At 60.2% G+C, this 19,561-nt stretch carries 17 protein-coding genes; 5 read left to right on the top strand and 12 right to left on the bottom strand.

The genetic code is table 11. The features are described 5' to 3' along the window. Positions 1-60 precede the first annotated feature (60 nt). Positions 61-954, bottom strand: coding sequence for a LysR family transcriptional regulator (locus tag ACZ3HH_RS01915; RefSeq protein ID WP_465802462.1), 894 nt, complete (start codon positions 952-954; stop codon positions 61-63). 128 nt (positions 955-1,082) lie between these two features. On the opposite strand from ACZ3HH_RS01915, the gene ACZ3HH_RS01910 reads away from it, so the two are divergent. From ACZ3HH_RS01910 to ACZ3HH_RS01900, 3 genes are all read left to right on the top strand, one after another. Then, on the top strand, positions 1,083-2,504 hold the full coding sequence (locus tag ACZ3HH_RS01910; protein WP_465802726.1) for an MFS transporter: 1,422 nt from the start codon (positions 1,083-1,085) through the stop codon (positions 2,502-2,504). A gap of 84 nt (positions 2,505-2,588) precedes the next feature. Then, positions 2,589-3,563: a quinone oxidoreductase family protein gene (locus ACZ3HH_RS01905; RefSeq protein WP_465802461.1), complete on the top strand. Its 975-nt coding sequence runs from the start codon at positions 2,589-2,591 to the stop codon at positions 3,561-3,563. A gap of 29 nt (positions 3,564-3,592) precedes the next feature. After that, positions 3,593-4,522 carry a LysR family transcriptional regulator gene (locus ACZ3HH_RS01900; protein WP_465802459.1) on the top strand — a complete coding sequence of 310 codons (930 nt, stop codon included), beginning with the start codon at positions 3,593-3,595 and terminating at the stop codon, positions 4,520-4,522. 110 nt (positions 4,523-4,632) lie between these two features. On the opposite strand, the gene ACZ3HH_RS01895 is transcribed toward ACZ3HH_RS01900, so the two are convergent. From ACZ3HH_RS01895 to ACZ3HH_RS01850, 10 genes are all read right to left on the bottom strand, one after another. Next, a complete protein-coding gene (locus ACZ3HH_RS01895) occupies positions 4,633-6,096 on the bottom strand; it encodes a GDL motif peptide-associated radical SAM/SPASM maturase (RefSeq protein WP_465802458.1) in 1,464 nt (487 codons plus the stop codon). A gap of 323 nt (positions 6,097-6,419) precedes the next feature. After that, the gene (locus ACZ3HH_RS01890) at positions 6,420-7,001 is read right to left on the bottom strand and encodes a DUF1842 domain-containing protein (RefSeq protein WP_465802456.1); all 582 of its coding nucleotides are present in this window, start codon (positions 6,999-7,001) and stop codon (positions 6,420-6,422) included. A gap of 51 nt (positions 7,002-7,052) precedes the next feature. Continuing rightward, on the bottom strand, positions 7,053-7,688 hold the full coding sequence (locus ACZ3HH_RS01885; RefSeq protein WP_465802455.1) for a DUF1842 domain-containing protein: 636 nt from the start codon (positions 7,686-7,688) through the stop codon (positions 7,053-7,055). A gap of 41 nt (positions 7,689-7,729) precedes the next feature. After that, the gene (locus ACZ3HH_RS01880; protein WP_465802454.1) at positions 7,730-7,918 is read right to left on the bottom strand and encodes a DUF1843 domain-containing protein; all 189 of its coding nucleotides are present in this window, start codon (positions 7,916-7,918) and stop codon (positions 7,730-7,732) included. 341 nt (positions 7,919-8,259) lie between these two features. Continuing rightward, positions 8,260-9,825 carry an amino acid permease gene (locus ACZ3HH_RS01875; protein WP_465802453.1) on the bottom strand — a complete coding sequence of 522 codons (1,566 nt, stop codon included), beginning with the start codon at positions 9,823-9,825 and terminating at the stop codon, positions 8,260-8,262. 157 nt (positions 9,826-9,982) lie between these two features. Then, positions 9,983-11,143: an iron-containing alcohol dehydrogenase gene (locus tag ACZ3HH_RS01870; protein ID WP_465802451.1), complete on the bottom strand. Its 1,161-nt coding sequence runs from the start codon at positions 11,141-11,143 to the stop codon at positions 9,983-9,985. A 3-nt stretch (positions 11,144-11,146) separates the two neighbouring features. Further along, positions 11,147-12,538: an aldehyde dehydrogenase family protein gene (locus tag ACZ3HH_RS01865; protein WP_465802450.1), complete on the bottom strand. Its 1,392-nt coding sequence runs from the start codon at positions 12,536-12,538 to the stop codon at positions 11,147-11,149. A gap of 7 nt (positions 12,539-12,545) precedes the next feature. Further along, a complete protein-coding gene (locus tag ACZ3HH_RS01860; protein WP_258615622.1) occupies positions 12,546-13,919 on the bottom strand; it encodes a glutamine synthetase family protein in 1,374 nt (457 codons plus the stop codon). 227 nt (positions 13,920-14,146) lie between these two features. Continuing rightward, on the bottom strand, positions 14,147-15,904 hold the full coding sequence (locus ACZ3HH_RS01855) for an L-lactate permease (protein ID WP_465802448.1): 1,758 nt from the start codon (positions 15,902-15,904) through the stop codon (positions 14,147-14,149). Between the two features lie 444 nt (positions 15,905-16,348). Then, positions 16,349-17,287 (bottom strand): class I SAM-dependent methyltransferase, encoded by a 939-nt coding sequence (locus ACZ3HH_RS01850; protein WP_465802447.1) that lies wholly within the window; start codon positions 17,285-17,287, stop codon positions 16,349-16,351. A gap of 203 nt (positions 17,288-17,490) precedes the next feature. Between ACZ3HH_RS01850 and ACZ3HH_RS01845 the strand changes: the two genes are divergently transcribed. Together ACZ3HH_RS01845 and ACZ3HH_RS01840 are read left to right on the top strand one after the other, a co-directional pair. Further along, a complete protein-coding gene (locus ACZ3HH_RS01845; RefSeq protein WP_465802446.1) occupies positions 17,491-17,898 on the top strand; it encodes a response regulator in 408 nt (135 codons plus the stop codon). A gap of 121 nt (positions 17,899-18,019) precedes the next feature. Then, a complete protein-coding gene (locus ACZ3HH_RS01840; RefSeq protein ID WP_465802445.1) occupies positions 18,020-18,688 on the top strand; it encodes an HAD-IA family hydrolase in 669 nt (222 codons plus the stop codon). Between the two features lie 126 nt (positions 18,689-18,814). Here the strand turns inward: ACZ3HH_RS01840 and ACZ3HH_RS01835 are convergent, their stop codons facing one another. Next, positions 18,815-19,474 (bottom strand): methyltransferase family protein, encoded by a 660-nt coding sequence (locus ACZ3HH_RS01835; RefSeq protein ID WP_465802443.1) that lies wholly within the window; start codon positions 19,472-19,474, stop codon positions 18,815-18,817. Between the last annotated feature and the right edge of the window lie 87 nt (positions 19,475-19,561).

Below are 19,561 nucleotides of genomic sequence, written 5' to 3'. Positions count from 1 at the left end.
CCCGGTCGGCGTAGGCGCTGCCGCAGGCTGCGATCTTGGCGATCCACCGTCCTGGAAACCCTAGGGCTGCGCGCACACCTCCCGAACACATTCACGCAGCCATCGATGTGCTGAGTCGGCATCCATGCGTGGGTGCCAGAGCATCGAAATGGTGATCGGCGGCAGCTCGAACGGAAGGTTAAAACTGTGCAGGCCGGCGAGCAGGTTTCGGGTGTGTCGGGCGGGCACGGTGGCGATCAGGTCGCAGGCGCGAGCCAATGCCAGCGCGGCGGAGAAACCGCCGACAATGGTGGTGATCTCGCGCTCCAGTCCCAGCCCTTTCAAGGCTTCATCCATAGGCCCTTTATCGAGCCCGCGACGTGAGACCAGGATGTGCTTGCCAGTGGCATAACGGGAAGCGGTGACCTCGCCCTGGCTCAGCGGATGCCCCGTGCGCACGACGCCGATGAAACGATCTTCGAACAACGCACGGGTGCGCACTTCCGGGCTCGTCGTGCCGCCGACCACACCGGTTTCCAGGTCGACGGAACCGTCGCGAAGCGCGGCGCTATCCTTGTTCAGCTTCTGCACAAAGTGCAGGCGCACGCCGGGTGCTTGATCACCAACGCGGGCAATCAGCGCCGGGCCGAAGTTTTCGACGAAACCGTCGCTGGTGCGCAGCGTGAACGTTCGCACCAATTGCTTGAGGTCGAGCTGTTCGGCGGGGCGCAAAACGGCTTCGGCGTCTTGCACCAATCGACTGACCTGTTCGCGCAGTTCGAGTGCTCGGGGCGTCGGCACCAGCCCGCGTCCGGCTCGGACCAGCAGCGGGTCGCCCGTCGTTTCACGCAATCGCGCCAACGCCCGGCTCATGGCCGACGGGCTCAGGCGCAGTCGTTGGGCGGCGCGTGCAACGCTGCCTTCGGCGAGCAGCACATCCAGGGTAATCAGCAAATTCAGGTCGGGAGTCGTCATGCTTCAACGTTAGCACGGCGTGGGGATGACATGGCGTCAAACGCAACTATCAAGTGCAAGTGGTGCGCCTTCCGCCATATCACGGGCGGGCATACGCTGCTGATCTACCTTTCAGATGTGGCCAAACCATGAAACTCATCACCCAATCAGGCTCGGTTCGCTGGGCGCTCGCGAGCCTTTCGCTGTCGATGTTGATGCCCTCACTCGACACCAGTATCGCCAACGCGGGTTTGCCGACGTTGGCCCAAGCGTTCGAGGCTTCCTTTCAGGAGGTGCAATGGATTGTTCTGGCGTATCTGCTGGCGATCACCACGCTGATTGTCAGCGTCGGACGACTCGGTGACCTCGTCGGCCGTCGGCGTTTGCTGCTGGCGGGCATCGGCATTTTTACCCTGTCATCGCTGGCGTGCGGTGTCGCGCCGTCGCTTTGGTGGCTGGTCGGCGCCCGGGCGGTGCAGGGGCTCGGGGCGGCAATCATGCTGGCGCTGACCATGGCGTTTGTCGGTGAGACAGTGCCGAAAGCGCAGACCGGCAGCGCCATGGGATTGCTCGGCACGATGTCGGCGATCGGCACCACGCTGGGACCGTCGTTGGGTGGGATGTTGATTTCCGGCGTTGGCTGGCAGGCGATTTTTCTGCTCAACGTGCCGCTGGGTGTTCTGAATATCTGGCTCGCGTATCGCTATTTGCCGGCGGATCTTCAGCGGTCGAAAGCGCAGCGGGTGGGTTTCGACAAAGCAGGCACGTTGCTGCTGGCGTTGACGCTCGGGGCGTATGCGTTGGCCATGACAATCGGGCACGGTGATTTGGGGCCGCTCAATATTGCGCTGCTGCTGACGGCTGTTGTCGGCGCCGGGATTTTCATATTTGTTGAGGCCAGGGTTGCCTCGCCATTGATTAGATTGGCGCTGTTCCGGGAGCCGGGATTGAGCGCAAGCCTGGCCATGAGCACGCTCGTTTCGACGGTGATGATGGCGACGCTGGTGGTCGGGCCGTTTTATCTTTCGGGTGCGCTTGGCCTCGGCACGGCGTTTGTTGGCCTTGCCTTGTCGGTCGGCCCATTGGTGGCCGCACTGACCGGTGTGCCGGCCGGTCGGCTGGTGGACCGTTTTGGCACTCGGCGCATGACCTTCGTCGGGCTCGTCGCGATGGCGCTTGGTACAGGGGCTTTATCCATGATGCCGACGGGTTTCGGCCTCCTCGGTTACCTCGCGCCCATCGCGGTGATCACGGCCAGCTACGCGTTGTTCCAAGCGGCCAATAACACCGCGATCATGACCGACATCCGCCCGGACCAGCGCGGCGTGATTGCCGGCCTGCTCAGCCTGTCGCGCAATCTCGGCCTGATCACCGGAGCCTCGGTCATGGGCGCGGTGTTTGCCTTTGCCTCGGCGACGGCAGACATCACCTCGGCATCTCCCGCCGCCATCGCCAACGGTATGCGGATAACGTTTGCCGTCGCTGTAGCCTTGATCGTCCTGGCCCTTGTTGTCGCGCTGGCGCAGCGAGTTTCACACTGCTGCACTGCATGCAGTAATGAACTGCAGTGAAGGTGTATTGTTCACCTGAAATCGAATGCCGATACTTCCCGCACATTGCGCAGATGGGCTGCGCTGAAGTGAAGGAGTCAGGCAATGGTTTCTGTCGTTCGTATCGCACACACCGGCGCACCTGAGGTGATGACCATCGAGCAAGTGCCGGCGCGTGAGCCGGGGCCGGGTGAAGTCTGGCTGGAACAGGAAGCGATTGGCGTCAACTTCCTCGATGTGAGTCAGCGCAAGGGCGCCGTACCGCTGCCATTGCCGTCGGGTCTGGGCCTTGAAGGGGCGGGTCGGGTTGCCGCCATCGGCGCGGGAGTGAGCAACGTCAAGGTGGGTGATCGGGTGGCCTACGCAACAGGGCCTATCGGCGCTTACGCCAGTGCGCGGCTGTTTCCGGCTGATCGGCTGGTGCAGATTCCCGACGCGTTGACGGCTGAAGAGGCCGCCGCGGTGTTGTTCAAAGGCATTACCGCGCAGTACCTGTTGAAGACGACTTATCCGGTCGGCCCCGGCACCACCCTGGTGCTGTATGGCGTAGCGGGCGGCCTCGGGCAGATCATGGCGACGTGGGCCAAACACTTGGGAGCCTTTGTCATCGGCATTGTGTCCCGGGCCGAGAGTGTCGAGACAGCCAAGGCGCTGGGCTGCGATGCGGTGCTGGTGTTCAATGCCCAGACACTGGCCGCGGATGTGGCGAAGATCACCGACGGCAAGAAAGCCGATGTGATCTACGATCCCATCGGGCGGGTGTCGTTCGAAGCGTCGCTCGACTGCTTGCGGCCGCGTGGGTTGATGGTGTCTTTCGGGGCATCCTCCGGTGCGCCGACAGCGGTCGAAGTGGGCACGCTCAATGCCAAGGGCTCGTTGTTCCTGACCCGTCCTTCACTCGCCGCGCACACCACGGATATCGCCGAATACCGGCAACGGGCCGAGGATGTACTGGCCGCGGTCGAGGCGGGCATAATCAAGCCCGGCATCTGGGGCCGCTATGCATTGGCCGATGTGGCCAAGGCTCATGCCGATCTGGAAGGTGGCCAATCTCGCGGAGCGATCGTCCTCAAGCCCTGATCGTCTGTTACCTGAAAAAAGAGTGTTTTGTGAACCCACTGGACAGCCGCCACATCGATGAAATTGCAGCGCTTCTCGCGGTCGCCTCGGCGCATTCGTTCGTGGCTGCCGGACGGTTGCTGCAACGCCATCCGACGGTGATTTCAAAGCGCCTGGCGGCCATGGAAAAGCGCCTGGGCGTGCGGCTGATGGAGCGTACGACGCGACAAGTGCGGTTGACCGATGCCGGCAGCCGCCTCGTCGAACGCCTGCGCTCCGCCACGGGGTTGATCATCGAGGCCGAGCAGGAAGCGTCACTGGGCGCGGCGCAGGTTCGTGGCGTCCTGCGCCTGGCTTTTCCCGCCGCGATGGGGCGCTTGTGGCTGGCTTCGATGTTGCCGGAATTTCTGGCAGCTCATCCACTGGTCTCCGTCGAGGTGGATTACAGCGACCGCGTCGTCGACATCATTGGTGAAGGATTCGATGCGGCGATTCGTATTGGCGAATTGAACGACAACCGCCTGGTCGCGAAGAAGCTCAGCGATCATCGCCGCATTCTCTGCGCTTCACCGAGCTACATAGAACAGCATGGTTTACCGGCCAGTCCGAAAGAACTGACCGAGCACAACTGCCTGGGCTTTACCGGACTTGCGGCGTTTCCTGAATGGCGCTTGTCCAAGGGCGATCGGCAGGAAAGAGTCATCACCAGGGGAACCTTGACCTCGAACGACGGCGAAGCGTTGCTCGCCGCGGCCAAGGCCGGCGTCGGTATTTTGGGCGCTGGTGAGTGGCTGATGAGTCGGGAAATCGCCAACGGCCAGATGGTTCGCGTTCTGCCGGAGTGGGATCTGGATGCTCAGGGCGGGATCTATCTGGTGCGAGCATCCGCCGCTTTTACGCCGGCAACGCTCATGGCATTCAAGGAATGGTTGGAGGCCAGATTTGCAGAAGGGCCGCCTTGGCAAATGCCCGTCAGTTAAGCGTTGACGGCCCCAAAAGATCGCAGCACGCACCGAAGGTCACTGTCTTCGATTCGCCAATACAAAAAACGCCACTCCCCGAGTGGCGTTTTTTATGGGCGTGACGAAGGTCACATCAAGGTATTTTGCGGCATCCCCAGCAGCCCGGTCAGGGTGTTGATAATCGCTTGTTGCCGCGCACGGTCTGTCTGGTGCACGGCTTCAGCGGCGGCGACATCGGCATCACAGTGAGGGCAGGTCACTTCGTGTGCATGGATGTACTGCAAGCAACCGCGACACAGCGCCAGCTGCGGTGGAATACGTCCTTCGTCCGGTGATTTCTGGCTCTGGTTTGCCCAGGCCAGTTTGATCACCTGGCCGCTGTCACTGACGCTGCTGACCTTCTCGCCGGTGTCGATGCGTTCGGTGATCAGATCAAAACGTCCGACGGCGAAGGAAGTCTTTGCCGCGTCTTCGAGTTTGACGATGCGCTCGCGCAGCCCGCGTTTTTGCAGGTCCAGCGCGCGGTAATGGCAGTACGGGTTGTTGCCGGGTTTGCCGAGCAGGGAGTGCGACGTCCAGGTGCAGCCGCCACGGCAGACATCGTTGTAGTAACAGCTTCGACAGTAACCCCACAGGTCTTCGACGCCGCGCAGTCGGCCAAAGTGCATGCCTTCGCTGTAGTGCCAGATATCGTGCAGGCTCATAGTGCGTACGTTGCCGCCCGAAAACCCCACCGTTGCCAATGACGGGCAACCCTTGACGGTGCCGTCAGCCTCCAGCGCCAGCACGGTCTGGCCGGCGGCGCAGCCGCTCCAATGCACGCGCTCGTCGCCGAAACCACGCCACATGTGTTCATAAGGACCGTAGTAACCAATGTTGTTGCCCACGTTCATCAGCAGGCCGCGATCGACACCTTCGCGATACAGACGCGCCAGCAACGGCATCACTTCCAGCAGTTGATAAGGCTGCAATAACAGCTCCGGGTGATCGACGGCATTGCCCATGGCGACCGTCAACTGGATCTGCCAGTGAGTGGCGCCGAGGCCGATGATCAGATCCATCAACTCGGGCAGATCGGGCAACGTGGCCGCGCCGATTTGCGTGTTGACGCTTACCGCAAGCCCGGACTGTTTGGCGCGTCGCAGGGTATCCACCGCCTTATCGAACGAGCCCGGAACATTGCGCACTGCGTCATGCAGCGGGGCCAATCCATCCAGTGAAACACCGACGCCATTGAGCCCGGCATCCACCGCTGCCTGCATTTTTGCGGGCGTCAGGTTGCGTCCACCGGTTTGTATGGCGCAGTACATGCCGTGATCGTGGATGGCCTTGATCAGTTGCGTCCAGTCCTTGCGCAAATAGGCTTCACCGCCAATCAGGGTGATTTCGCGAGTGCCAAGAGCCGCCAGGGAATCGATGACGTCCAGGCATTCCCGGGTGTTCAATTCGTCGGGTCGTCGATGGCCGGCGCGTGAGCCGCAATGCAGGCATTTGAGATCGCAGGCCAGGGTGATTTCCCAGACCACATGCACGGGCACGTAGCGTTTGAGGTCGGTTTCACTGAGGTAGCGGGCAGGGCGACTGTCTGACATGGAAAATCCTTGCGCACAACGCGTGCGCGGCACGAATCCATCGAAGTGTTCGCGCCGTCCTTGGGGCAGTGGCGCGACCGGATTTACCTTTGTTATTGAAATGAGCCGAGGCTCTGGGCGCGACCCCTGTGGGAGCGGTGTGGCGAGGGGGCTTGCCCCCGTTGGGGCGCGAAGCACCCCTAAAATCAGTCGCTGCGATCTTGAATTAGAAAGCGGTGACTGGTTTACGACTGCTACGCAGTCGAACGGGGGCAAGCCCCCTCGCCACACAAGCCCGCTCCCACATGGATTGTGCTTGCCTGACTGGCATTGCCGGGTGCGGGTTAGCGAGCCTCCAGCCGGGCGATTTCAACGTTCAACTGATCCAGTGCATTACGCAGTGCACCGCTGTGGGCCAGTTGCTGTTCACCCTGGCTGACCACGGCTTTCAGTTGCGCCAGGTCACCGCTGGTTTGCGCTTGCTGGACCGCGACGGCGTAGAGCGGCACCGCATGGTGCGGATGCTCTGGGCGCACAATAACGGGGGCCTGGCTGACGGCGGCGTGTCTTACGGTAGTCCAGTGGTCCTGATCGAAGTATTTGTAATCGACAAAACCGCTGGCCCAATCGGCGCCTAAAATGCCCCGTAGGTCGAAGGTCTGGGCGATCTGGCTGTAAGGGCCGCTTGGGCTGCCATCCAGGGAGAGGAGGATATGGTTTTCCGCCTCGGGGATCAGTTTGGCCTCGGAGTAGCTACCCCATACACGGGCACGGAAGTTGAGTGGAGGGTAAGTACTTTGATAAATGCTGGCCATTCCGCTGACTTTCTTGTTTACGGTATCCACCAGCAGATCCAGGGTTAAAACCGGTGCGCCCAGTAGATGATTACTGACATTCAGGCGGGTATGAAAAAGTCCGATTGACATGGTGCTACTCCCTTATTTTGTATTCAGGACAATTCGGCATGTTTCGTGGGGTCAGCGGCGTTCCTGCCGGCTGATTTCGCCCTTGGCCGTTTCAAGCGCACTCTGCAGTTGGGGTTGCTGATCCAGTTGTTGTTGGGCCAGGCGCGACAGGTTTTTCATCTGGGCCAGGTCACCGCTGGCAATGGCACTTTGAATCGGTGCGGCGTACAACGGCATGATCGGTGGATATGCTGGAATGACCGGGCCGGGCTCCAAAGGCACTGATTTATAAGCGTTGGAGGGTACCGACTCGACAAGATGGGCGGGGGCATTGACCTGGACCCACCGCTGACCATTGAAGTACTCGTAATTGGCGACGCCTTCTTTCCAGTCGCTACCGACCACCAGATGCAACTTGAAATTCACGATGGAATTCGAGCCCGGGCCACCGTTATTGCCTTGGGCGGTGATCAGGATCTTGCTGACACCGGGTTTCATAACCGTCAGGTAGGTGTATTCGCCCCAGACATCGGAGTGCACATCCAGCGGCGGGTTGGTGGCCTGAGTAATTGCGGCAGTGCCGCTGACCGTTTGCTCAGGGGTAAAAACCAGAAGATTGAGTGCCAGACTTTGTGCGCCCGGTGCCGAAGTACCAATCCGGTAGCAGAGCGGGAACAAGCCGACAGGTTGCTGATTAGAACCAGACATAATTATTGCCTCCATTGCAATAAGGGGAGCGGAAATAGCTGTTAGTGCTTTTCCAGGCGTGCGACTTCCTTAGCCAATTGCTCGTAAGCGTTACTTAGCTCTTTGTTTTCTGGTGTGGATGCATCGCGTTGTTTCAATAGTGTCTTCATTTCCGGCAGGCTGCCTGCCTTGATCGCGTCTTGGATGGCCACCCCATAGGGGGGCATGCTATGGCGAATTGAACTGCTCATAACGATTCCTTCCGTGGTGTTTACGGGCACTGCTGTCATCAGCAGTTTTTGCAGTTAAGCAGGCGCGGATAAATATGCAATGGACAATGGAGGAGTAATTTTTAATATTATTTTATTAATCGCGATGGGTTAGGAGAGGGTATGTTCAATATTAAGAATGGCGATTAGAGAAGAGGTGTTCAATGACTTCTTCATAAGTATTAAGTTATTTATCGCCATTATTCGTACTTGATTAATTAGAGGCGCTAAGCCAAATAGTGCCGAAACCAGGCCAGTGTTCGGTCCCAGGCAAACCAAAAAAAGCGGGGCGCTCAGCGCCCCGCTGCTCATGGCTATGGCAATCAGCTTCCAACCTGTTTATTCAACGCCTCTTCCGCCGCTGCGATTTCTGCCTGACGCTTGATGATCATTTCGCCCACGGGCGGGCCCTGGAAGCGTCGGGCTTCAAAGGCGAACCAGACGATTGCCGTCAGAATCAGAAAACCAAGCGTGATGTACAGCGCCCAATCGTTCGGTGGCTGGATGCCGATGACAAAGATCAGCACCATCGAGAGGATCGAGAGAATGGCGAACAACGAGTACAACCCGCGCCCCATGTTCCATGGCCCCATATGTGGCCACTTCGGGGTCCCGTAGGTAAACAGGCCCAGCACGATGGGAATGATGAAAGAGAAGAACAGGAAGATCACCGTGCAGGAGACCACGATCGTGTAAACCGGCGTTTCGCCGATCGATACCAGGGACGATCCCCAGACGAACAGCACCGCGAGCGTGGCACCGGTCCAGATCGCCGCCACAGGGCTGCGATGGGTCGGTGAGACTGAGGCTAATGCTTTCGAGAAGGGCAGGCCGCCGTCACGGGAAAACGCGAAGATCATGCGTGAAACCGAGGTCACGGTCGCCAGCCCGCAGAGCACCTGCGAGATGAAAATCGCCAGGTAAAGCGCCATCTTGATCGCCGGGTTCACCTGAGTGTCCATCGCCCAGAAGAACACATTCCAACCGTGCTTCGCCGCTTCGTCCATGCTCGGCAACATCAGTACAAACGAGCAGAGCATGACCCAGCCGAACAGCAGCGACCAGGCCACCGAGCTGACCATCCCGACCGGTACCGACACGGATGCCTGATGGGTTTCTTCGGAGGTATGCGCCGAGGCGTCATAGCCGGTGATGGTGTAGATCGGCAAGAGCAGGCCGAGCATGAAAATCCAGCCGTTCGACACCTGTGGCCAGACGTTGCCGCCGGCCTCGCCGGAATAGTTACCGAAGGTCACCAACCGGACGAACTCATAGCTGGGTGCGGCGATCAGGCAGACGATGGTCAGCGCGAGCGCCGTGGCGAAGATCAGGTAGCCCGAGAAGTCGGTGAGTTTTGCGGTCAGGCCGATGCCGAAATGGTTACACAAAGCCTGGAGGCCAGTCAGGATAGCCAGGAAAGTGATCCGTGTGGTGATGGTGTCTTCCATGCCGAGAGCCGGTCCGAAGGCACCGAAAAAGAAGTAATAAGTGCCGACGTTGATCGCGCCGAGCACCGTAATCAGCCCCAGCAGATTGAACCAGGCCGTCAGCCAGCCGGTGAAGCGGTTACCGAGAATCGAGCCCCAGTGATAGAGGCCGCCAGCGGTGGGGTAGGCCGAGGAAATCTGTGCCATGGCCATGGCGAAAACTCCGGAGATCAGGCAACCGAGTGGCCAGCCGATGCCGATTGCCGCACCGCCCGCACCCGAGGTGCCCTGTGCCAGCGAGTTGATGCCACCCGAGAGAATGCAAATGATCGAAAAGGAAATGGCAAAGTTGGAGAAAACGCCCATGCGTCGCGAGAGTTGCTGGGCATAGCCCATGCTGTGCAACACCTTGAGGTCGTCGTCTTGTGGCGCGGTGGCGCCGGGTTGGCTTACTGGACTCATAGCGTGTGCTCTTGTTCAGGTTTTGATCCACATCCATCCGCGTGGTGCGTTGCCGAATGGGTTTGTCTTCAACCCCCTGTCGTACTGCTCCTGCCTCTAACGGTTGAAACCCATCCAGGTTGCGTGCTCACACGTTGGCCATGGACAGACGCTTGCTCTAGAGACGGCCGTGAAACGCCGCGTCGAAAATTTCTGCCGCGCCCGTTCGTGTCAATGGCAACGGGTTACCGCTGGCGCAGGGGTCGACAATCGCCATGTCCGCGATTAGATCGGCCTGCTTGTCATCCACCCCCAGTTCAAACAGCGTATGCGGTACGCCGATGTCTTTGCGCAGCTTGAGGACGAAGGCCAGAAAGCTGTCGAAGCCCGGGGAGGGCAGACGCAAATAAGCCGCCAGACGGGTGATACGTTCCTCGATGGCCGGGCGATTGAACTTCAGCACATAGGGCATGAAGGTGGCATTGGTCATGCCGTGGTGGGTGTCGTACAGGGATCCCACCGGATGCGAAAGCGCATGAATTGCGCCCAGACCTTTCTGGAAAGCGGTAGCGCCCATCGCGGCGGCCGCGAGCATTTGTGCACGCGCGTCGAGGTCGGAGGGGGTGTGTACGGCGCGTACCAGGGCGTTGGCCACCAGGCGCATGCCTTCCACCGCAATGCCTTCGGCCATCGGATGAAAACCGGGAGCGCAGTACGATTCCAGACAATGGGCAAACGCATCCATGCCGGTGCCGGCGGTGACTTTTGCCGGCATGCCGATGGTGAGGGCCGGATCGCTGATGACCACCCGTGGCATCATCTTCGGGTGAAAAATGATGCGTTTGGTGTGCGTGCGCTCGTCGATGATCACCGCTGCACGGCCGACTTCGGAGCCGGTACCTGCGGTGGTCGGCACCGCAATGACCGGGGCGATGCTGCTTTCGTCGGCGCGTGTCCAGTAGTCGCCGATGTCTTCGAAATCCCAAACCGGTCGGGTCTGACCGCTCATGAACGCGATGAGTTTGCCCATATCCAGACCGCTGCCACCGCCGAAGGCGACCACGCCATCGTGATTGCCGGCGCGCCAGGCGTCGAGCCCACCCGCCAGGTTGGCTTCAATGGGGTTGGGCTTGAGGTCGCAAAACAGTGCTACACCGAGGCCGGCAGCGCGCAACGATTCCAGCGCCGCCGTGGTGATCGGGGCACGCGCCAGGCCACTGTCGGTGACCAGCAACGGTCGCTGGATCCCTTGGCTGCGGCAGACCTCGGCCAGTTCGGCGATGCGGCCGACGCCAAAGCGGATGCTCGTGGGGTAGTTCCAGTTCGCGGTCAGGCTCATGGCTCAGATCTCGTGGCGCAGATGGAAGGATTTCGCGCGGGTCAGGTGTTCATAGCCAAGGCGCGACAGCGTTACGCCGCGCCCGCTGTTTTTCACCCCGGTCCAGGCCAGGGCCGGGTCCAGATAATCGCAGCGGTTCATGAATACGGTGCCGGTGGCGATCTCGTCGCCGATGCGTTCGGCGGCGGCGAGGTCTTGCGTCCAGATGGAAGCGCTGAGCCCGAACTCACTGTCGTTCATCAACGCGATGGCTTCGTCGTCGCTGGCCACCGGCATGATGCCGACCACCGGGCCAAAGCTTTCTCCGCGCATCACCGACATTTGGTGGGTGACGTCCACCAATACCTGCGGCGCGAGGTAGGCGCTGCCCGGTGCGTCGGCAGGAAAGTCCTTTGGATCGATCAACGCCCTGGCCCCTTTTGCCAGTGCATCGGCGATCTGTCCGCGAACGAATTCAGCAGCGCTCGGCGTGACCAGCGGGCCGAGGGTGGTGGCTTCGTCCAGCGGATTGCCGAGTACGTATTGGCGGGTCAAGGCGACGAAGCGCTCGACAAAGGCCGGGTAAATTTTCTCATCGACATAGATACGTTCGACGGCGCAACAGCTTTGCCCGGAGTTGAAGAAACTGCCGTCCACCAGGTTTTCCACCGCATGCTCAAGGTTGGCATCTGCCCGGACGTAGGCGGGGTCTTTGCCGCCGAGCTCCAGGCCTATGCCGAGGAAACCTCCGACGGCTGCGTGTTCCATGTCCTTGCCAGCGTCGACCGAACCGGTGAAGTTCACCTGCTGCACGCGTCCTGAAGCGATGATCGCGGCGGTCTGCTGATGATCGAGCAGCAAGTTGTGGAACAGGCCTTCGGGCAGATTGGCGCGGCGCAAGGCCTCGGCGAAACGTTCGCCAACCAGCAGCGTTTGTGACGCGTGTTTGAGGATGACGCTGTTGCCGGCCATCAGCGCCGGAATGATCGTATTCACCGCCGTCAGGTAGGGATAATTCCAGGGTGCGACGACCAGCACCGTACCCAGCGGTTCCCGTTTGATACAGCGCCGAAAACCGGCGATGGGCGTAGGTTCAATCGCTGCCAATGCCTCAGGCGCAATGGCGATCATGTGCCGCGCACGTTCTTCGAAACCGCGCAGTTCGCCGGCGCCGAAGCGTATCGGGCGGCCCATCTGCCAGGCCAGTTCCGGCACGATCTCGGCCTTCATCGCCAACATCGCGTCCACGGCGGCGCTGCAAAACGCGGCGCGTTCACTCAGTGGCCGGCGCTTCCATTGCGCCTGGGCGGTTGCGGCCGCCTCCAGTGCCTGGTCGAGCTGCGCTGCATCGGCACGGCGGCGTTCGGCGTAGACCCGGCCATCGACCGGGGAGATGAGTTGAACGATCTCTGTCATGGCGTGCTCAATAGCGCTCGAAGCCGCGCTGCAGTTCCCAGTCGGTGATTCGCCGGTCGTACTCTTTCTGTTCCCACTCAGCGGTATGCACGTAGTGGTCGATCACTTCATCACCGAACGCCTCGCGCAACATGCTCGACGCCTTGAGCGCGGCGCAGGCCTCGCGCAGGGTTTTCGACACTTCAGGCAAGTGCTCGTCAACGTAGGCATCGCCTTCGAAAGGCGGCGCCAGGCTGAGTTTTTCGTCGATACCGGCAAGGCCCGCAGCGATCAGAGCGGCGAAGGCCAAATAGGGGTTGAGGTCGGCACCGCCGATGCGGCATTCGATGCGAATGGCTTTGCTGCCTTCCGCGCATAACCGAAAGCCTGCGGTGCGATTATCCCGGCTCCATACGGCCCGCGTCGGGGCAAAGGTGCCGGCCTGAAAGCGCTTGTACGAATTGATGTAGGGCGCGAGAAAGCAGGTGATGTCGTTGGCGTATTTGAGCTGCCCGGCCACCCAGGAGCGCATTAGTTTCGACATGCCGAACTCGGCCTTGGGGTCAAAGAAAAGTGATTTTTTACCATTCTTGTCCCACAGCGAATTGTGCACATGGCTGCTGGAACCGGCGGCGTCATAGCGCCACTTGGCCATGAACGTGATCGCTTTGCCTTGCAGTTGCGCGATCTCTTTGCAGGCGTGTTTGATGATCACGTGGTGATCGGCCATGGTCAGCGCATCGGCATAACGGATGTTGATCTCTTCCTGACCCGGCCCCCATTCACCCTTGGAGTTTTCCACCGGAATGCCGCAGGCCTGCAAATGTTTGCGAATCGCCCGCAGGACTGGCTCCTCGCGGGTGGTCTGCAGGATGTTGTAATCCTCGATGTAATGGCCGGCCGTCTTCGGCTTGTGGTAGTTGCGCTCGTGGATCGCCTCATAGCTCTCGTCGAACAGATAAAACTCCAGCTCCGAGGCGAACATGCCGGTATAGCCGCGCTCGCGCAGGCGCTCGACCTGTTTTTTCAGGATCGCCCGCGGGCTGTGCGGCAGATCCCTTCTGTGGTGATGATCGAGCACGTCGCAGAGCACCAGCGCCGTGCATTCCAGCCAAGGCACGCGACGCAAGGTGGCCATGTCGGGTTTCAGGACAAAGTCGCCATAGCCTTTGCTCCAACTGGCCGCGGCATAACCCGGCACCGGTTCCATGTCGATGTCGTCGGCCAGCAGGTAATTGCAGCAGTGGGTTTCTTCGTGGCCGCTGTCGATGAAAAATTCGACCTGGAATCGCTTGCCAACCAGTCGTCCTTGCATGTCGACCATGCAGACCAACACGGTATCGATCTCGCCTGCGGCAGCGGCGCGCTTGAGTGCATCAAAGCTGAGGAGGGGCTCGGTCATCACGTCAATCCTGCGTGAAAGGTTTGGGCCTGTCTGAAATAGCTGTTGCAGACGCTCTCCAGAACAAACCAAAACCTGCAGAATCGAGCATCGTGAGCAATGAGCTGCTGAAAGCTTAGCCTACTGTTGCTATGCGCAAGTTTCGGCCTGATGTGAACGGCGGTTATCTGGCCTGAACCATGGCCCGGTTGGCGAACCCGGGCCATGGCCAACAGCAGTCGCCTCTATTAATGTCCGCCCACCACCATATGGCTGAACGGCGCCACATACGCCTGCAACGTCACCAGCCCGCCGACCAGAATCGCCAGCACCACGGAGTGGAAAAACACGTAGCGCAGGATTTCACCTTCATGGCCGTACCAACGGGTGGCGGTGGACGCGACCACGATCGACTGGGCGTCGACCATCTTGCCCATGACCCCACCGGAACTGTTGGCCGCGGCCATCAATACCGGACTCAGGCCCAATTGCTCGGCGGTTACCCGTTGCAAGCCGCCGAACAGCACGTTGGAGGCCGTGTCCGAGCCGGTCAGGGCAACGCCCAGCCAGCCGAGCAAGGTGCCGAACATGGGGTAGAAAATGCCCGTTGCGGCGAAGGCCAGACCCATCGTGGCGTCGAGGCCCGAGTAGCGAGTGATAAAACCCAAAGCGAGCATGGCCACAATCGTGATGAGCGAGTAACGCACCACCCATAGCGTTCGCACGTATTGGTGCAGCAGCTGCGGGATCGAATAACCCATCAGCAGCCCGCCGAGGATCGCCGCCAGCAAGATGCCGCTGCCGGTGCTGGTGAGCCAGGTGAACTTGTAGATCGCGTCCTCTTTTTTAGGCGTGGGTACCACGGGCGGGACCTTCTCAATCTGTTGGTGAATCGTGGCGAAGGTCAAGGTCGGGGCAAAGATCGGGTTGGCCTCACGCATCGGCTTGCCTTGGGGATCGAGCTTGGCCGAGTGGGTTTGCGGATCCATGACCGGGCGGGTGTCGAACAGGTTTTTGAAGCTTTGAGTGCCCCAGGCAAAGACGAAGACCGTGAGGATAATCCACGGCATCCATGCGCGCATGACGGCGGGTTTGGCGTCGCGGGCAAAGGTCGCGCTGGGTTTCTCGTCCGGGTCCGCCTCCACCGTGGAGTTGTCGGCCCGGCCTGACAACGCGGCAGAGGTATGCACAGTGGCCGGCTTCCAGACCTTGAGGAAACCGGTCAGGCAGGCCATGGAAATCAGCGCGGCGATTACATCCACCAGCATCGGCCCGTGGTAGTTGGAGACGAGGAACTGAGGTACGGCGAAACTCACCCCGGCAATCAGAATCGGCGGCCAGATTTCCAGCATCTTGCGCCAGCCGGCGAAGGCCCAGATCAGCCAGAACGGTACGATCACCGAGAAAAACGGCAGCTGCCGGCCGACCATCATCGACAGCTCCATTTCATCCAGCCCGGTCACTTTGGCCAAGGTGATGATGGGCGTGCCCAGGGCGCCGAACGCCACGGGCGCGGTATTGGCGATCAACGCCAGGCCAGATGCGGCCAGGGGTGAAAAGCCCAGCCCGATCAGAATGGCCCCGGTCACCGCCACGGGGGTACCGAAACCGGCGGCCCCTTCGAAGAAAGCACCGAAGCAAAAGGCAATCAGCAGCAGTTGTAAACGTCGATCGTCAGTGATGCGCGCCAGGGAATCCTGCAGCACTTTGAACGAGCCGTTCTCGGTAGTCAGCCGGTGCAGGAAGATGATGTTAAGCACGATCCAGCCAATCGGCAGCATACCGTTGGCGGCGCCGTAGAGCGCAGCCGAGCCTGCCATGTCCGCCGGCATGCCGAAGGCGAAGATCGCAATCAGCAAGGCCGAGCCCAAAGCCAACAACGCCGCCAGATGCGCCTTGATGTGGAAAAACGCCAGGGAGACCAGCATCACCACCACCGGCACCGCCGCCATGATGGTTGATAGCAACGGGTTGCCGAAGGGGTCGTAGATTTGCTGCCAGACCATGTTCCACCTCTGCTTTTTATTGTTGGTAGCGCAGCCCCCCGTGGGGGAAGGTGGTTTGTAGTATAGGTGGCGTTACGCTGCTGTCTTGGCTGGGGGTGTCTCACTCGGAATGAGCTGTTTTGCAGTCAGCATAAAAAACGAGAAAGCCCGGTCGGATGCCGGGCTTTAAATGGTTTGTGGAATTCTTACAGACAAAAAAAGAGCCTCGAAGCTCTTTGATGGGGAGGAAGTAGAGCCCAGAGGCTCAAGATGCGCATGAAACAAGTGGTGAGCTTATTGGGGTTCAGTTCACTCACCACCCACGCAACGGCTTAAACCTCCAACCGCTACGTATGACCATCGTAAGAATCCGGTGGCTGGCACTCAAGTACCATTAGTCTAATCCTCCCGGCCAGCCTGGCTGCTGTTGAATCAAAGTCAAAAGATCGCAGCCTGCGGCAGCTCCTAACCCTGCCTGAACACCAACGCCTTCAACCCGCACTCAACATCGGCATCGGGAAACTCCGGCGGATTTTCCAACCGCTGCTCAAACCGCAGGCTCGGCGCTTCGCGGGTGACGCCATCGATGAGAAAGTCCGCACCGAAAGCCGGATCGTTCATGCAGGCCAGCACCGAGCCCTGAGGGCTGAGCAGTTCCGGCAGGCGGCGCAGCACGCGCTGATAGTCCTTGGTCAGCAGAAAACTGCCTTTCTGAAAGGACGGCGGGTCGATAATGACCAGGTCGTATGGACCCTTGCCGATCACCTTGCCCCAGGACTTGAACAGGTCATGGCCGAGAAAACTGACCTTGCTCAGGTCATGGCCGTTGAGCCGGTGATTGTCGCGGCCACGGCTCAGGGCCGGGCTGGACATGTCCAGATTGACCACATGCAACGCGCCCCCCTCGATGGCCGCTACCGAGAAGCCGCAGGTGTAGGCGAACAGATTCAACACGCGTTTGCCCTGGGCATTGGCCCGCACCCAATCGCGGCCGTAGCGCATGTCGAGGAACAGGCCGGTGTTCTGTTTGCGGCCCAGGTCCACGCGATACTGCAGGCCGCCCTCGGTGATTGTCATCTCGTCGATCGGCTCCCCGAGCAGCCATTCGGTGGTGCTTTGCAGCAGATAGCGATGTTGCAGCAGCAAGGTCTGCGCGCCGGATTGTTTCCACTCCGGCATCTGAGTGATCTTCATCAGCAACCGCTTCAAATCCTCCAGCTGCGCAGGGTCTGGTTCCTTGAACAGCGAGACCAGCACCACGCCCTGCAGCCAGTCGACAGTCAATTGCTCCAGCCCCGGCCAGCAGCGGCCACGGCCGTGGAACAGACGACGGGTTTCTGCGGGCGCAGCCGCAAGCGCAGTCAGTAAATGGTCGTGGAGGACGGAGAGGGCATCTGGGTTCATCGGGTAAAGTCGGCCATGCATGGGGGGGCGGCATTTTAACCACAATTATGCGCTGACAAACGGTCGTATTTGTCAGCCTGGACGGCGAACGTCCACGTCAGGTGTATCAAAAATGAATTTTCCGCGAAGTCCGCTGCTCATACCTGTAGGTGGCGGATTTGAGCCCGCGCAAATCATTTACGTAATCAGGGAGTGGCACAGTCATGGGTCCAGTATCAGCGGCGGGCGCGCACTTGTCTGACGGATTGATTCTTGTGGTTGAGGATGACCCGTTGATCCTGGAGTTTCTTTGCGAAATTCTTCAGGAGGAGGGCTTTGCGGTTGAAGCACAGGTCAGCGCGGACGCCGCGTCGCAGTTTCTGGAGCAGCATGCGCCGGAGGTTGGACTGTTGCTGACGGACATCACCATGCCGGGCAAGCTCAATGGCGCAGACCTGGCCAATCAGTTCGGCGACCGTTGGCCGGACAAACCGATCATGATCATGTCCGGCTTCGAAACCCCGAAGAGCTCCGGGGTCAAACATCGGGTTGCGTTCATCAAGAAGCCTTGGGCGGTGGGGCAGTTGCTCGATTGTGTGCAAAGTGCTTTGCATTCAAACCGGACCGTGTAGGAGCTGGCGCAGGCTGCGATCTTTTGGAAGAACGAAGATCAAAAGATCGCAGCCTGCGGCAGCTCCTACGCGGGTGATGTACATTGCCTGACAACATTCGCCTGGTTCTGGAAATCGTCCTTTGTCAGTTCAAGCATCCGTGTTCAATACCTCGTACCGTGCCTTTCTGTTCGATATGGACGGAACTGTGCTCAATTCCATCGCTGCCGCCGAGCGGATCTGGACCACTTGGGCCTTGCGCCACGGCGTCGATGTCGAAACCTTCCTGCCGACCATCCACGGCGTTCGCGCCATCGACACCATTACCCGTCTGGCCTTGCCCGGGGTGGACGCTGAAGCTGAAGCCGCGTGGATCACCGAGGCGGAAATCGAGGATGTGGAAGGGATTGTCGAGGTGGCTGGCGCGGCGAGTTTCCTCAAGTCGCTGCCCGCCAACCAATGGGCCATCGTCACCTCCGCGCCACGGGCGCTGGCCCTGCGCCGAATGGCGGCGGCAGGCATTCCCGAACCTGGCGTGATGGTGACGGCCGAAGACGTCAGTGCCGGTAAACCCGACCCTGCGGGCTATCGGCTGGCCGCTCATCGGTTAGGGGTCGAGCCCGTCGATTGCCTGATCTTCGAAGATGCCGCCGTCGGTATTCGCGCAGGCGAAGCGGCGGGTGCCCACGTCATGGTTATCACCGCGACCCATGTTCATCCGCTTCAGACCCCGCATGCGACCCTGGCCAGCTACGACTTGGTCGAGGCCCGTACGGACGCCGATGGCCGAATCTGCCTGCATTCTTTCTGATCGACCGCGTCCCCTGTGGGAGCTGGGCTTGCCCGCGATGGCGTCGGCACAGACAACATAAATCCCTTGGCAGACCGCAGCGGCCCCATCGCGAGCAAGCTCGGCTCCCACTATGATTGATGTGAGTCAGTAAACCCCGGGGATCAACCGCCAAGTCCTGCTGCAATAAGCCTCGTATTCACTGCCAAACTGCGTGCGTAATAGCGCTTCTTCGGAGCGAATGCGAGCGATCAGCGGGATCAACATCAGCGCCACCAGCAGCAACCCGACCCCGGAACGAAAGGCCAGCGCCCAACCCACGCCATTGATCAGCAGTCCCAGATAGCTGGGGTTGCGCAAGGTCCGATAAATCCCGTCGGTGACCAGACGGTGCCCCGGCTGAATCGCCACCAGGCCGCTGAAGCGTTTGCCCAGCACAAACACCGGCCACATCCGCAGTGCGCCGCCGCCGATGAACAGCAACGCGCCCAGCCAACGCACACCCTCGCCACCGAAGGTCCAGAAGTCGATCCGGTCGGTGTAGGCCGGCAGATACCCACTCAACAATCCGAGCACCCCGAAGACCGGCAACACCCAACGATTGGCCTTGTCTTCACGCTCGCCGGAGCTCAGGTTGCCCTCGCTGAACAAAGACAAGATCGCCATCACCACGGTTGCCAGGGCAATGACCACCAGCGGCGGATGCGAGAAAAAAACTGTCAACCCGCCCAGCCCGAACACCGCAAGCGCGAGGTAGGCAAGGGTGCTGACGAGGGTGAAAAACGCGAGTTTGGCCGAGATTTTCATGACTGACTTCGCAAAGGATATGTAGGCGCTGCCGAAGGCTCGGGCCGCGTTCGGACGATCTTTTGACTTTGACCCTATCAATATCGC

It is taken from the genome of Pseudomonas sp. PME37.24/025 (genome assembly GCF_055556615.1).
Note: the sequence above shows the minus strand (reverse complement) of the source record. Positions and strands in the feature narration are given on the sequence as shown.

Excerpts from the sequence above, each read along its gene's own strand:
- ACZ3HH_RS01915 (WP_465802462.1), bottom strand. The coding sequence starts at position 954 with ATGACGACTCCCGACCTGAATTTGCTGATTACCCTGGATGTGCTGCTC.
- ACZ3HH_RS01910 (WP_465802726.1), top strand. The coding sequence starts at position 1,083 with ATGAAACTCATCACCCAATCAGGCTCGGTTCGCTGGGCGCTCGCGAGC.
- ACZ3HH_RS01905 (WP_465802461.1), top strand. The coding sequence starts at position 2,589 with ATGGTTTCTGTCGTTCGTATCGCACACACCGGCGCACCTGAGGTGATG.
- ACZ3HH_RS01895 (WP_465802458.1), bottom strand. The coding sequence starts at position 6,096 with ATGTCAGACAGTCGCCCTGCCCGCTACCTCAGTGAAACCGACCTCAAA.
- ACZ3HH_RS01890 (WP_465802456.1), bottom strand. The coding sequence starts at position 7,001 with ATGTCAATCGGACTTTTTCATACCCGCCTGAATGTCAGTAATCATCTA.
- ACZ3HH_RS01885 (WP_465802455.1), bottom strand. The coding sequence starts at position 7,688 with ATGTCTGGTTCTAATCAGCAACCTGTCGGCTTGTTCCCGCTCTGCTAC.
- ACZ3HH_RS01880 (WP_465802454.1), bottom strand. The coding sequence starts at position 7,918 with ATGAGCAGTTCAATTCGCCATAGCATGCCCCCCTATGGGGTGGCCATC.
- ACZ3HH_RS01875 (WP_465802453.1), bottom strand. The coding sequence starts at position 9,825 with ATGAGTCCAGTAAGCCAACCCGGCGCCACCGCGCCACAAGACGACGAC.
- ACZ3HH_RS01870 (WP_465802451.1), bottom strand. The coding sequence starts at position 11,143 with ATGAGCCTGACCGCGAACTGGAACTACCCCACGAGCATCCGCTTTGGC.
- ACZ3HH_RS01865 (WP_465802450.1), bottom strand. The coding sequence starts at position 12,538 with ATGACAGAGATCGTTCAACTCATCTCCCCGGTCGATGGCCGGGTCTAC.
- ACZ3HH_RS01860 (WP_258615622.1), bottom strand. The coding sequence starts at position 13,919 with ATGACCGAGCCCCTCCTCAGCTTTGATGCACTCAAGCGCGCCGCTGCC.
- ACZ3HH_RS01855 (WP_465802448.1), bottom strand. The coding sequence starts at position 15,904 with ATGGTCTGGCAGCAAATCTACGACCCCTTCGGCAACCCGTTGCTATCA.
- ACZ3HH_RS01850 (WP_465802447.1), bottom strand. The coding sequence starts at position 17,287 with ATGAACCCAGATGCCCTCTCCGTCCTCCACGACCATTTACTGACTGCG.
- ACZ3HH_RS01845 (WP_465802446.1), top strand. The coding sequence starts at position 17,491 with ATGGGTCCAGTATCAGCGGCGGGCGCGCACTTGTCTGACGGATTGATT.
- ACZ3HH_RS01835 (WP_465802443.1), bottom strand. The coding sequence starts at position 19,474 with ATGAAAATCTCGGCCAAACTCGCGTTTTTCACCCTCGTCAGCACCCTT.